This window comes from Sedimentitalea sp. XS_ASV28, assembly GCF_041224545.1.
Lineage (GTDB): Bacteria > Pseudomonadota > Alphaproteobacteria > Rhodobacterales > Rhodobacteraceae > Sedimentitalea.
Map to the genome: position 1 here is coordinate 12819 of NZ_JBGFGP010000145.1, position 12226 is coordinate 25044.

The window sequence follows — 12226 nt, forward strand, 5'->3', positions numbered from 1 at the left end:
GTCCTTCGTATGAGATGTCGGTGAGGTTGACGGGAGGGGCGCGAGGCCCCTCCCCGGCCGGGTCACTCGGTGACCTGGCCGTCGTCGCTGTCGGCTTTGGGCTCGAAGAGGACGAGCTCACCATTCACCGGGGTTGCGAAGAGCTGGATGGTCATGAAGGACTTGGCGCCTTCGGTCTGCGGGAAGGCGACGCCCACCTTGTGGAAGCGAGTCTTGCCATCCTTGCCGGTGTCGGGGGTGGTGACGGTGTAGTACTTGGTCATATCGGTTCTCCTTCGTTATCGATGCAAACGGGAGACCGTGACTGCCCGGGCCGGCTGTCAGGCTGAACTTTGGGTCGCGAGGAATGGGCGCGAAGCGCACAGGGGAAAGTTCTGCTTGAAGGGAGTGGCTGAAAGCCACGACCGCCAGACGGACCAGGTCACGGAGATTGCATCAGGAAGAAAACGAAAGGAGAACCGAGGTGGCCGGGCAACGTGCCGATCACGCCTGAGCGCAAAAGGATCGGATACGTCCACAATGGATGGCGCCCGACGATAGATGAACCTGCCACGACCGGAATGACATGTCCCCACGCAACCTGATATGGCGGGGCATGATCAAGCTTCGACCCATTGCCGATGACGACCTTGTCTTGAACCAGTCCCGACTGTTGAAGGCCATGGAGCTCACCTCCGCCTATGCCGACACAAACGGCGGGATTGGGCTGACACAGACGAAAGCTCTCGACAGGAAATTCGGCCGTTGCCATCCGGCTGGGGCTCAGCCAAGTTCATCTAAAACAATGAAATAGTGCCTGAACGCACGTAACGGCTTAAGAAATTGGTTAAACAAAATGCTTGAAATCATCAGCTTTCAACAAGCGATAGAAGCCACAAAAGGCGAAGATAAGGCTCTTCTGATCGGCAACGGCTTTTCTGCGCAGTATTTCAACTACGCGAACCTTCTGACGGAGGCGCAGCTGGAAGACGGCAGCCCCGTAAAAGCACTGTTTGAACAACTTGGCACAGTAGATTTCGAAGCGGTTATCAGGGCTCTCGAGGACGCATCCATTGTCGAGCGGGCCTATGGCAACGAAGTTCATGCCAATGAACTCGAGGCCGACGCTCAAAAGGTAAGGGAGGCCCTCGTCAATGCCGTCAACGCGACACATCCCGCCCATCGGGAAGACCTCGAATTCCAGTATGAAAGCGCGGCAGCGTTTCTGAAGCACTTTAGCAAAGGCCGAGTCTTCACGCTAAACTATGACCTACTGCTCTATTGGGTGAATTTGGAAAAAAGCCTGCTAACTGACGGGTTTGGCCTTGGCGAAGACGTAGACGATGGCCGTTTCAAAGGCCCTTTCCAAGAAGGTGCATACTGCCGAACTTTCAACCTACATGGCGGTTTACACCTTTTTCAAGACGGAGTCGGAGATGTCTACAAAGCTCTGAACGATGGCGATGGAGTCATAGCGAACATCACGCACGAGATTGCAAAAAACGGGCGGCTTCCTCTCTATGTAGCCGAGGGCACTTCAACATCGAAGCTGCGCAAGATCAACTCCGTCGAGTATCTCCGCCATTGCTATCGCGCACTGCAGGAAACCACTGCCGCCGTTTTCGTGTTCGGGCACAGCGCAGATTCGAACGACGCCCATATTTATCATGCAATTTTCGGATCAAAGGCTAAGCACGTCTATTTCGGCGTCTTCCAACCAAACGACGAAAAGGTCACGGCTTTGGATGCCGAACTGGCAAAATACAAAAAGCTCGGAGGGGATGGCGTCCACTACAGCTTCTTTGACTCTGAGACCGCGCAGGTCTGGGATGGACCGCCGGAGGAATAAGATGCGGACTGACGATCATGCTGTCGGAGAATTCCTGGCTGACGGACGCTGGTTCTTGCGCGCCCTGATTGGTGTGACTCCATCGTTGCGCATGCCGACGTTGGACATCATTGCTGCTAGTGTTTGCAGTCTGTGCGCCACACAATGCCTAACCAGCCCGAATTGAGGTCGCCTAAGCGGCGACCTCATCCGTGTTTGGCTGCAGCCCATGCAGGTAATCGACCGCTTTCTGCGCGTGAGCAGCTGCCTGGAAGATGAACCGCCTGTCGTTGCGAAGACCGGTCAACCAATGCGCAATGTAGGCGGCGTGTTCGTCACGCGGTTCCGGAGACAGGCCCAGATCAGCAGCCAGAAACGCGGCTCCAAGTTCAGCGATGAGCTCTTCCTGGGCATAACCTTCGTCGCCCCAGCGTTTGCGACCGAAACTGCGGTCAAGGCGCTTGGGGTGGCGAGTCCAATGGGTCTTATGCCGACATCGGCATAAGGGTCATAATGCCGATGTTCGGATTATGCCGCGCCGATCTTTGCAACCTGTTGCGGTATTGGAAGACCGGCGCGGCGTGTCAGCATAATTCAGAGCGCTTCGAGGAATGCCAGCAACTCGTCACCCGGCCGATACCGTCCGTTTTTGCCGTCGACCGGTTTCGTCAGCGCCATCGCTCTTTCTTTCAGTTCGATGTCGGCATGGATGTAGACCTGCGTCGTCTCGACCGATTCATGGCCCAGCCAGAGAGCAATGATTGTTCGGTCCACGCCGCTCTGCAGAAGCTGCATCGCGGCAGTGTGGCGCAGAACATGGGGCGTGACGCGCTTCAATCTGAACGTCGCGTTGTTCGAGGCGGCGGTGGCCGCATGCTTTCGAACGATCCGTTCAACCGCATCCCGGCTCAAAGGCATGCCACGGATTGTCGCGAACAGCGGATCATTGGGTTCGGTGCCGATTTGGGCGAGCCATGCTTTCAATGCATCCCTACTGTCTGCGCGCAGCGGCGTCGCGCGTTCCTTTCGGCCTTTGCCCATGCATCTCAGATGCGGCCCTGTGCCGAGTTCAACATCCCTGACGCGCAGGCCGATCACCTCTGATACACGAAGGCCCGTCTGAAGCATCGTGAGGAGCAGCAGCCGATCTCGCCGACCAAACCAGGTCGACTGATCAGGTGCCTTCAGCAAGGCCTCCATTTCATCCCGCGTTAGGAAGTCCACCACGCGTTTTTCGTGCCGCTTGGACGGCATCGCCAGCACCTTCTGGCAATGATGCAGCAAATGGGGTTCACAACCCGCGACGTATTTGAAGAACGAGCGAATGGCCGCGAGGCGCGTGTTCCGGCTTCGCGCGCTGTTGCCGCGTTCCTCCTCGCAGAAGGTCAAGAACCGCCCGACGATGTCTGCATCGATATGAGCCACGTGCAGATCAGTCGGCGGTAGCCTGGTCTCTGCTGCCGCGTATTTCAGCAAGAGCCTGAAGGTATCGCGATAGCTGGCAATCGTGTTCGGGCTGGCCTGCATCTGGGTCAACAGCCGCTCGGTGAAGAACCGCTGCACGTAGACGGGCAAGGGATAGGTCGCGATCATGATGTGCCCTCCAGAACCCGTCGTTCAGCTCGCGCCGCCGCCAACTGCATCAGCTCGGGCACGGCTTCGATGTACCAGAATGTGTGCTTTGGTTCAGAATGGCCGAGGTAGGTGCTGAGCTTGTACATCTCGGCTTCGATGTCCCGGCCATCCCGGAACCAGTCCAGGATGGTGTGGACAGCAAATGTGTGCCGCAAATCATGGATGCGCGGCCCATGGCCGTGGCGGTTGAAGGCTTGCGGTGATCGAAGGCCGATATTTCGGCTGACCTGCGCGAAGTTGTAGCGTGCGCCGCAATCTCCCGCCGGTTCGCCATCTTCTTTGATGAAGAACCGGGGTGACTGACGCACGATCAACCGATCCCGCAACTCGGCATATCGGGCGAGCTGATGGGCGGTGTCGCCATTGATCGGAAGCTGCCGGTCCCTGCCATTCTTCGTGTTCCGGAGCGTGAGCACAGCACGCTGCAAATCAACGTCATGGCGATCCAGAGACAAGGCTTCATTCACACGCATCCCCGTCACCGCGATCAAGCCGAACAGGGTTTGCCATAGAGCAGCCCGGAGGCCATATGGTGACGGCAGTCGACCGGCCTCCGCGACAATATCTGCAATCTGCCTGGGCGCGTAGATATACGGCATCCGCCTTCGATAGCGCCCTGTGACGAGTTGGCTGGACGGGATTTCGGTCCGATCATCGTGCTCCGCAAGCCAGAAGGCGAACCGGCGGACCATACCAAGGCGATTAGACCACGTGTTGTTGTCGGCGTTTCCGTAGTTCGACTTCCAATCAAGGAACAACGGCGTCGAGATCCGATCAAACCCGTTTTCATCGCCAAAAGTCGTGAACTTGCGCAGAACCCGTTCATCAAAGGTGAGGTCAAATCCCATCGAGCGTCGCATGGCCAGATATTCGTCAAGTCGTCGGGAAAGCGTCTTCATTGGGCATCTCCCGAGGTTGGCCAGGGCCGCGAGATCGAGCGCAGGGCATCCACGTCGTATTGCGCATAGATGGTCGTGGTCATCGCGGATCGGTGACGTAGCACATCTCCGATCTCGGCAAGCGAAGCGCCCTTCCGCAGCATGTCGGTGGCCAGACTGTGCCGGAGGATGTGTGTGCCGATATAGGCTTGTGGCGGGCTGATACCGGTCGCGTCATAGGCATCCCGCAGTATCCAACGAAGGATTTGAGCGTCTTTGAACTTCTTGAACGGCGGTTTTGCAGAGACGAACAACGCCCGATCCGGCCCCCGGCGTTCATTCTTTATGTAATCGACTATCGCCTCGCCAACCTCCACCGGCAGTGGCATCCGGTCGTGAAGCTGTCTTTTGCCCCGGATCAGGATTTCACCGGCGCGCCAGTCGATGTCGTCCAGCTCTATCGCCGTCACTTCCGGTGCCCGAAGACCGAGCCGGGCGATCAGCATCAGCATTGCATAGTTGCGCCGACCCGTCTTCTCGTGATTGCGAACCACCTCGATGAGACGGTTGACCTCTTCAGGCTCAAGATATCTCGGAATGCCGGTCGGCTTCGGTTGTCGCGCCTTTGGCACGGCGTTGCTCAGATTGCGCTCGGTTTTGCCGCTCCAGAACAGGAACTGGAACAGGTTGCGAAGATGCGACGGGCCGGTCTTGTCACGCGGCGCGTTTTGCTCCTTCCGCAACCAAAGTATGAACCCCGTGATGTCGTCAGGCCTTATGGTGTTGAGATCGCCCAGACCGGCACCAAACTTGGCGGTCAGGAACCGGTCATAAAACCGAAGGCAGTGATAGATGGTGTCCTCGGACAGGCCGCGCTGGACGCGGAGATAGGTTTCGTATTCCCGTTTCAGACAAGCCCTTGGCGACATGTCCCGCGGCGGGTCGGAGCGCGGTGGCGCGCCCGCGTTTTCAATCAGGTAATCCCAGAACCGATTGATGCGGTATCGACAGTACTTTTTGTCCTTCACAGAAGCGGCGTCGATAATCGGCACCATCAGTTGGTCCATGCGATCTTCGGTCAAGTCAGCGGGGCCGAGGTTTGCCTTCAGCATCGCAGTCAAAAGCGCTTCGGCTGTGGTCCTGTATTGTTTGATAGAGTGGCGGCTGTACCCCTGATCCTGGATCTGTGAAGCAAAGCGCTCCGCGCGATCTGGTCCGATGTTATTTTCCATAAGTATTTCCTTCACTTGGTTGGTTGAAGGCTGTGCTTATGGCAGAGGACGGGTGTGTATGGCCCTGTCCGAAATGTGCACATGGCGGTTTTCCAGATCGGACTTCCTTAGTTTGAAAGACAGGCGTTCTCTACGACAGTCTTATGCAGCCTGAAAACGCAAGAAACCCGAGCAAATAGGCAATCGCCAGCAGAAACGCGGCATAATCAGAACATCGGCATTATGCGTGACCTCGTGACAGAGCGTCGCCGTGTAGTGCTGCGCGGAAATGAACGCGGACACGGGCGGCATCTGGATCCGATCCTCCGACGGGATATAGCACGCCCTTGCACCGCCATGCGTGACATTGGCCCCGACCGCTTGGAAGAATGCATCAACTTCCGGAAGGGGACGCGTGCCAAGATCCTCCTGCACCTCGGGGTGGTTGTAGAATTCTTCCGGCAAACCTTCGATCTGGTCGGCGTTGAAGACGCGATAGGCGCGGGCGTAGGGGATCGCGACTGCCTCACCGTCGTCATTCTCGCGCTCGACGGTCCCGTATTTCACCACCGTCGATGATTTCTGACCCGTGCGCACATGTGCGCCAAGGTCCTTGGCCTGTTTGAAGGTGAACCAGTGCGCCGAGCCGAACCCGTTTGCGTGGGCGGCAAGCCAGAGCATCAGCACATTGATCCCCCGATAGGGTTCGCCATTCGCCCGCAGCGGGAAGGTCCCGCCCTGCTCGCCACCGGACCAAGGCTTGCGCCACGGCGAAACGCCCGCCTCCATCGCCTCGATGATCTGGTTGGTGACGTGCTGGTAGATGTCGAAATCCGATTTAGCCATTTGTGGCCTCCTGACTGGTGGGACGGGGAGGCTTGGTGCCCTCCTTCCGCCGATGGGCTGCGCCTCGGCCACCTGATCCGACCGAAAACGCATGTTTTCGGCGGAACAGAGTGGGAGAGGGCGAAGCCCGACCCACGGGCCTGAACCGGACAGTCAAAGGATCGGAGACGAGGTTGGTGCGGCCCGCAGGCCGGAGGCCGAGGACACGGTCCTCGTCGGAGACGACGCGCCTGCGCGGCGCTTGTCTTTTGACTTTCCGGGGCAGGTCTGTTGGGCGGACCAGATCAAAGGAAACTGCCAGGGCTGGGGTGAGCGGGCGCCGGCCCGTCGATCCCCTGCCCTGACCTCTGAGGACACGTGACCCGCGCAATCCGCGCGGGTCTCTTCTGATCTTTGCGAGCAGTCCAAATGGACGGGGCCGCCGAGGGCCATCAGCCCTCCTCCGGCGGCCGATTCAGGTTGCGGGAATAGCTGACCTCGACCTTCAGGAAGCCAGGGACGCTGAGCGCGACCGAGATCTTGAGGGTCGCCTTTGTGGCAAGGCTTCGCAGGATTGAGCGCAGACGGGCGATGATCTTGTTCATTGTGTGCTCCTTTCGGTGATGGATGATTTCGGGAGATCACCGCAACGGCCCAGAGCGGACGGGTGCACCGCCTGCGGTCGCAACGAAGCGCAGCGCAGTGGAGAAGGGCTTGCCCTTGCACCGGGCCGTGGCCGGCGCATGCTCTCCCAATCAAATCGCCACACCGCGAAGGCGCTTGCGCACATTGACGGATGCCCGAACCTGCGCGTTCCTTCCTGCGTGGCCTTACCACCCCAAACCGACCGCGAAATGCGGGCCAGACCTTTGGCCGAGACGGAGGCCCCTGAGCGACCATTCGGCCGCGCTGAGGGCTGGCTCGGAGAGACGGACCGCAGCGCTCTCGGCCGAAGGGAGCTCGGGGGTGTCCGGCTCGGGGTGGAGGCCGGCGCCGCCGGCCGGAACCTCGGCACGCGGTCCCGCGCCTGCGCGGGATTGGCCCAGACCCAACGTCCCGCCACGGTTTCCCACAGGCCCCTCTCTCGATACTTGGGGTCTCGTTCGGGGCCTGCTCCGGCCTGAAACTCCGCTCCCAAGGTCGCTCCATTCCAGGCTGGAAAACCGCTCGCCCCCAACCCGGCGTCGCACATCGACCCGTCGGAGATTTGGAGCTGAATTGCAGTCGCAGCGCGCCCTCCAAACGAGGAATTCGCGCAAAAGCTGATCTTCAACCGTTACCCGGGGCTGGGACACATTCAAAAACATATCGACTTTCAGTGGCTTGCCCTGACGCTGATTGGCGTCTTTCCGCGCAACGATGGAACAGCAAGGTTCAACCTCAGACTGTTTCAAAGTAGCAATTCCGGGCTCGGCTCTTGGTGGTGAATGCCCACGATGACCGCTTTTCGCGACTGTCTCAGTGAGGCCGCGAAGACCGGCGTCATGGACTTCTGACCGAGAGCCAGCGTGACGTTCTCAGCCAACCGCTTCTTCCCGAGCGGCGAGCCGACACGACCCGTTGCGCCGCCGGGCACCCAACCTGTGGCACGACACAGACGAACCAAGAAGGAGGTATAAATGGACCAATCGAGCGAGGCTGTCCGACAACCGAAGCGCGCCCTGCTACTCGGCAACAGGGTGCGCCAGTTCATCAAACGCGGGGGCCGCCTGCGCTACGAACCCCATAAGGACCCCACGAACGGCAAGACCGTCTGGGTCGTCATGGGCGTCTTCCCTGACAAGACGGAAGAGCCGGTGTTCACGACGTCGTCTGGCGAGCACAAGCACTTCCGCTCGGCCGATGCCATGATCCAATATCACAGCCAGATGTGCCCGGATGAGGATGTGCTGATCGTTCCGATGCCCACGAGCCATTAGCTCACGGATTGGAATGGCCCCTCCTGGGGCCATTTCGCCGCGTTAGCGGCTCCCGCGCGGACAGCGCCAGTCCTGCCGGGGCAGGGCCTCGTGTCCTGACACGGCAGGACACCAAAAGGGCCGCCTCAAACGAAACGGCCCCGCCGAAGCAGGGCCGGAAGGAAGGGCCGCCTGAAGGCGACCCTCTCTCGGTCATTCATCCGATGCCTTCTTCGCCGGATCGGCAACCCGCATCACGGTCAGTCCCTTCGCCTCGGCCTTCTGCCCGAGGTTCAGCGCCACTCCGTTGCCACCGAAGAGCACAACACCCGTCGCGGCGAACTTGTCGTCGAGCATCTCATCGTTGCACTTGAACGGAGCCGCCCGGCCGTGCGCGGACCAGCGCGGATCGAAGCGCGCCTGCGCGACGCCGCGCGCCCGCGCCCACCGTGCCGCGATCATCTCGGCACCATGCTTGCCGCCCTTGTGGCAGAGGAAGATCTCCTGATTGCGGTTCTGCCGGATCCGATCCCGAACCTTGTCAAGCGTGTTGAAGATGACGTCGATATCGGTCCAGTCAGTAGCGCCCGAGACGATCAGGGGCACCCCCTCGACCTTCGACTTCGTAGCCGTTTCGCGATCATGCTGTTCCAGGAGCTGCTGGGCCTCGAAGACCGCCCCGGTCTCCTGCGCCCGGACGCTCGCCCGCGAGCCTGCAGCCGGGATGAAGGCATGGCCGGTCTCGACCTCGTAGCATTCCGCCGCCGCCTCGGCCATCGTCTCGACGGCTCCGACGATTTCCCTCAGCTGCAGGAAGCGGACCTGGGCCTCTTCCAGCGCGGTCTCCGCGATCTCCGATCCGTCGTGCGATTTTGCGAGTGCTCCGATCTTATCGGCGGTGCGGTCAAGCTCCTTGCCGAGGGCGACCTTGCGGCGCTGCAGGATCGTGGCGAACCCATGCGCGAGCGGTTCGATCTCGCCCTCGAGCCCGGTGCCGCGCAGCTGCCCGAGCAGCGCCTCGAAGGTCTCTCGGGTGATGCTGTCCTTCAGAATGTCATCTTCGGGGATCGGCAGGACGGCACCCTTCTCCGTCAGCCCGAAGAGTTCGATGGTCTCGTAGGCGGTTGCGTTGTCGTAAGCCATGTCGGTATCTCCAGATGGTTGTGGAGCCACCACGTGAGTGTGGGGGCATGGCCGTACGTCTGGTTCACCGAATCTGTCCGGGTCAGGGACGGCGAAGCCGCCGGCTTGCCGGGCGCAAAAGTTTTCCGGGCGCGCCGACAACCACGGGCGCGCCGTCGACCACTGGGCTGACACCTCCGCGCTCACCGCCCTTGCCGAAAAGTTTTGCGATCCTTGAGGCGGGCTGATTTGGGGGCCATCCGGAGGATATGCTTCCGCGCTCATGTGTGTGTGTTTGACGGTAGGTTTGCCCGACACGAGCAGGCAAACGCCGCGACCGGACGCGGGAGACGGATGAAGTGGAGGGATGGTTTTGGCCTCTGGGCAAAACAGACCGGAGCGCAATCCGTCGGAGCGGCCGGGGAGCGACGTGCTCGCGAGGCGGGCAAACCGGGGATCTGGGCGCGACGCCGCGGTGAGGCCGCATGGCCGAATGCGCGATCGGCCAAGGGCCGATATCTCCCCTGCGACACGCGAAGCCGAGAAGGGGAGGCCGTCAGGCATCTGGCGCCACGTTTGGAGCGACGACCGTCGCTCGCATTTTATGCCGAGCCTGTTGCGATTGCCCAAGCAGGCCAAGCAGGCCAAGCAATGCAAGAGCCGAACAGAGTGGAAGGGGTATGCGCCATGACACCGAAGTGGCCTGAAATAACGGAGGGCCATCAGGATGGTTTTACATTGCACTGTCCTATTCTTCATATGCATTGCATCTGGCCGGACGACCATGCCGAAACGGATGTTCACTGCGGCGGGCGCGAGCGTCGACAGTGCGGACAAAGCGGAAGTTCGTCTCAGAGGACCCTGGCCACGAGTGGCCTGGCACTTGACCCAACGTTCTGCCGCTGACATCGACGTTCGTGACGAATAACATTTTCCGCGTCGCCCTGCGCCCATCAATGAAAGGCCGTAGCCTTGCTCAGCGCCACTCATGTCGATCAATTGTGTGAACTTCTGCGCCGTGTCGGAGACGAGGAGTTACTTCCCAGGTTTCGGGCACAAGTCCCGAACCCTGTTCACGAAAAGACCTCGTCCTTCGACGTGTTCAGTGAAGCCGACGAAGCTGCCGAGGATCGCATTTCGGAAGCGATTGCCGTCATGTTCCCAGATGCGTTGATCGTAGGCGAGGAACGAACCGGCAATGCACCGGGAACCATAGAGAAGTTGGCTGATGCGCCAATCGCCTTCCTGATCGACCCAATTGACGGAACGAAGAATTTCACATCGGGGCTACCCCTCTTCGGAGCGATGATCGCAGCGGTATCCAAAGGGGAGATCGTGTTCGCGGCAATTCACGAACCCATCACTGGAGGGACGGCAACTGCACTCCGCGGGGCGGGCGCGTGGCTTCGACAATCAGAATGTGATGACCAGCGTCTCAGGGTCGCCTTGCCCTGCGAGCCGGCCCGAATGAACATCGTTGCCGGAACGAACTTCCTGCCTCCCGAGCTTCGCCCGGTCGTCCAGAAGAACTTGTCGAAATTCGCTATGAACTTCTGGCTGCGTTGTGCGGCGCACGAGTACAGACTCGCCGCGAGCGGGAACTGCGAATTGTTGGTCTACAACAAGCTGATGCCGTGGGATCACGCCGCCGGGTGGCTTTTGCATCAGGAAGCTGGTGGCTTCAGCGCGCATTTCGATGGCTCCCATTACAAGCCCTTCCACACCACAGGGGGCTTGATTTGCGCCACCGATCAAGACAGCTGGCATGCTGCGAGAGACTGCCTTTTCGGCTCCCTCTGATTGGTTCTTGAATGCGCCTGTTGCTCTCCCGAACGTCGTGAATGGGCTCGCTGCCGACCTTCGCCGCACGCTGCCTGAACGGCGGCTTCGGCGCTAACGAGACAATCTCGGCGCGGAGTCGAGCTTCCGCTCCCCTGTGCAACCCGCCAACCAAGGCCTGAAACGCCCGCGACCCTAATCGCCCAACATCCCAGCCGCGCGCATGCTGAACGCGGCCTGTTCCCGCCCGAAGCCGACGATGAGGTGATCGTGGACGGTGATGCTCATCACCCTGCAGGCGTCAACGATCTTCTGTGTCATGTCGATATCGGCCTGGCTTGGCTGCGGATCGCCGGAGGGGTGATTGTGACAGAGGATGAGAGCAGAAGCATCAAGCACGAGAGCCGAACGCAGGACCTCGCTGACATAGACCGGGACGTGATCGATGCTGCCCCGTGACATGATCTTGTCACGGATCAGCTTGTTCTTCCGGTCCAACAGCAGCACCCGGAACACCTCGACCCGTTCGCGGACGGCGTTCAGAGCCAGGTAGTCGGTCAGCATCGTCCAGGATTGCAGCACGGCCGTGGCCCGAACATGCCTGCGCAGGATAACGCGCGCGGCGTCGATGGTCTCGATTTCGGCCTCGGAGAAACCCGGCGCGGGCGGATCGGTTATGTCGATCAGGTCATGTCGTGTCATATCGTTTCCAATGGTTTGAGAGTGGCGCGGCGGGCGGCGTTCAGAGCACGCTGGCGATGACGAGGCCGGATTTCATGGAAGCGCGGCCGCAGGCCTCGCAGAAGCCGGCGCGCTGATCTGGTTCGAGATCGGCGGTGTGATCGCAATCGGACGCCACGCAGATCGCGGGCACGACGCTGCCGAGCGTATGGTCTTCCAGAAAGTCCGCGACCTCGGCGTAGCCTTCGGCCTCGGCGAGCGTGACCAGCTTGGGATGGGCGAGATTGAACATGTGTCTATTCCTTTGATGGGGAGAAACGAAAAGAGGGGAGCCGCGCTCCCGCGGCGCCCCTCACGGGACCTGCCTCTTGGGGTAAGAGGCACGGGTGA

Annotated in this window: 13 protein-coding genes and 1 pseudogene; 3 read left to right on the forward strand and 11 right to left on the reverse strand. The window is 60.3% G+C overall.

All coding sequences use genetic code 11. The features are described 5' to 3' along the window. Nucleotides 1–62 precede the first annotated feature (62 nt). Together AB9K34_RS14055 and AB9K34_RS14060 are read right to left on the reverse strand one after the other, a co-directional pair. Nucleotides 63–263 carry a hypothetical protein gene (locus AB9K34_RS14055; protein ID WP_369955061.1) on the reverse strand — a complete coding sequence of 67 codons (201 nt, stop codon included), beginning with the start codon at nucleotides 261–263 and terminating at the stop codon, nucleotides 63–65. 158 nt (nucleotides 264–421) lie between these two features. Beyond that, nucleotides 422–751, reverse strand: a complete 330-nt coding sequence (locus tag AB9K34_RS14060) for a hypothetical protein (RefSeq protein WP_369955062.1) — start codon at nucleotides 749–751, stop codon at nucleotides 422–424. 84 nt (nucleotides 752–835) lie between these two features. Here AB9K34_RS14060 and AB9K34_RS14065 point away from each other — a divergent pair, with 84 nt between their 5' ends. Beyond that, nucleotides 836–1828, forward strand: coding sequence for a DUF4917 family protein (locus AB9K34_RS14065; RefSeq protein WP_369955063.1), 993 nt, complete (start codon nucleotides 836–838; stop codon nucleotides 1826–1828). Between the two features lie 172 nt (nucleotides 1829–2000). Here the strand turns inward: AB9K34_RS14065 and AB9K34_RS14070 are convergent. From AB9K34_RS14070 to AB9K34_RS14095, 6 genes and pseudogenes are all read right to left on the reverse strand, one after another. Further along, nucleotides 2001–2234, reverse strand: a pseudogene (locus tag AB9K34_RS14070) (zincin-like metallopeptidase domain-containing protein); the annotation flags it as partial. Between the two features lie 167 nt (nucleotides 2235–2401). After that, on the reverse strand, nucleotides 2402–3400 hold the full coding sequence (locus tag AB9K34_RS14075) for a tyrosine-type recombinase/integrase (protein WP_369955064.1): 999 nt from the start codon (nucleotides 3398–3400) through the stop codon (nucleotides 2402–2404). Then, the gene (locus AB9K34_RS14080; RefSeq protein ID WP_369955065.1) at nucleotides 3397–4200 is read right to left on the reverse strand and encodes a tyrosine-type recombinase/integrase; all 804 of its coding nucleotides are present in this window, start codon (nucleotides 4198–4200) and stop codon (nucleotides 3397–3399) included. Before AB9K34_RS14080 ends, AB9K34_RS14075 begins: the two co-directional genes overlap by 4 nt. Nucleotides 4201–4337: 137 nt before the next feature. Beyond that, nucleotides 4338–5552: a tyrosine-type recombinase/integrase gene (locus AB9K34_RS14085; protein ID WP_369955066.1), complete on the reverse strand. Its 1215-nt coding sequence runs from the start codon at nucleotides 5550–5552 to the stop codon at nucleotides 4338–4340. A gap of 141 nt (nucleotides 5553–5693) precedes the next feature. Continuing rightward, a complete protein-coding gene (locus AB9K34_RS14090) occupies nucleotides 5694–6377 on the reverse strand; it encodes an ArdC family protein (protein WP_369955067.1) in 684 nt (227 codons plus the stop codon). A gap of 431 nt (nucleotides 6378–6808) precedes the next feature. Then, nucleotides 6809–6961, reverse strand: a complete 153-nt coding sequence (locus AB9K34_RS14095; RefSeq protein WP_369955068.1) for a hypothetical protein — start codon at nucleotides 6959–6961, stop codon at nucleotides 6809–6811. 1014 nt (nucleotides 6962–7975) lie between these two features. On the opposite strand from AB9K34_RS14095, the gene AB9K34_RS14100 reads away from it, so the two are divergent. After that, nucleotides 7976–8275 carry a hypothetical protein gene (locus AB9K34_RS14100; RefSeq protein WP_369955069.1) on the forward strand — a complete coding sequence of 100 codons (300 nt, stop codon included), beginning with the start codon at nucleotides 7976–7978 and terminating at the stop codon, nucleotides 8273–8275. 192 nt (nucleotides 8276–8467) lie between these two features. On the opposite strand, the gene AB9K34_RS14105 is transcribed toward AB9K34_RS14100, so the two are convergent. Then, entirely contained in the window at nucleotides 8468–9397 is a 930-nt protein-coding gene (locus tag AB9K34_RS14105) for a DUF2493 domain-containing protein (protein ID WP_369955070.1), read from the reverse strand. Between the two features lie 951 nt (nucleotides 9398–10348). On the opposite strand from AB9K34_RS14105, the gene AB9K34_RS14110 reads away from it, so the two are divergent. Then, the gene (locus AB9K34_RS14110) at nucleotides 10349–11176 is read left to right on the forward strand and encodes an inositol monophosphatase (protein ID WP_369955071.1); all 828 of its coding nucleotides are present in this window, start codon (nucleotides 10349–10351) and stop codon (nucleotides 11174–11176) included. A 174-nt stretch (nucleotides 11177–11350) separates the two neighbouring features. Here AB9K34_RS14110 and AB9K34_RS14115 read toward each other — a convergent pair whose 3' ends face one another. Next, on the reverse strand, nucleotides 11351–11857 hold the full coding sequence (locus tag AB9K34_RS14115) for a RadC family protein (RefSeq protein WP_369955072.1): 507 nt from the start codon (nucleotides 11855–11857) through the stop codon (nucleotides 11351–11353). 40 nt (nucleotides 11858–11897) lie between these two features. Then, nucleotides 11898–12128: a hypothetical protein gene (locus AB9K34_RS14120; protein ID WP_369955073.1), complete on the reverse strand. Its 231-nt coding sequence runs from the start codon at nucleotides 12126–12128 to the stop codon at nucleotides 11898–11900. Nucleotides 12129–12226 lie beyond the last annotated feature (98 nt).

What these genes read in the sequence shown, in the direction of transcription:
- AB9K34_RS14105 (WP_369955070.1), bottom strand. Translation starts at nt 9,397, where the DNA reads ATGGCTTACGACAACGCAACCGCCTACGAGACCATCGAACTCTTCGGG.
- AB9K34_RS14095 (WP_369955068.1), bottom strand. Translation starts at nt 6,961, where the DNA reads ATGAACAAGATCATCGCCCGTCTGCGCTCAATCCTGCGAAGCCTTGCC.
- AB9K34_RS14075 (WP_369955064.1), bottom strand. Translation starts at nt 3,400, where the DNA reads ATGATCGCGACCTATCCCTTGCCCGTCTACGTGCAGCGGTTCTTCACC.
- AB9K34_RS14090 (WP_369955067.1), bottom strand. Translation starts at nt 6,377, where the DNA reads ATGGCTAAATCGGATTTCGACATCTACCAGCACGTCACCAACCAGATC.
- AB9K34_RS14115 (WP_369955072.1), bottom strand. Translation starts at nt 11,857, where the DNA reads ATGACACGACATGACCTGATCGACATAACCGATCCGCCCGCGCCGGGT.
- AB9K34_RS14120 (WP_369955073.1), bottom strand. Translation starts at nt 12,128, where the DNA reads ATGTTCAATCTCGCCCATCCCAAGCTGGTCACGCTCGCCGAGGCCGAA.
- AB9K34_RS14060 (WP_369955062.1), bottom strand. Translation starts at nt 751, where the DNA reads ATGGCAACGGCCGAATTTCCTGTCGAGAGCTTTCGTCTGTGTCAGCCC.
- AB9K34_RS14100 (WP_369955069.1), top strand. Translation starts at nt 7,976, where the DNA reads ATGGACCAATCGAGCGAGGCTGTCCGACAACCGAAGCGCGCCCTGCTA.
- AB9K34_RS14055 (WP_369955061.1), bottom strand. Translation starts at nt 263, where the DNA reads ATGACCAAGTACTACACCGTCACCACCCCCGACACCGGCAAGGATGGC.
- AB9K34_RS14085 (WP_369955066.1), bottom strand. Translation starts at nt 5,552, where the DNA reads ATGGAAAATAACATCGGACCAGATCGCGCGGAGCGCTTTGCTTCACAG.
- AB9K34_RS14065 (WP_369955063.1), top strand. Translation starts at nt 836, where the DNA reads ATGCTTGAAATCATCAGCTTTCAACAAGCGATAGAAGCCACAAAAGGC.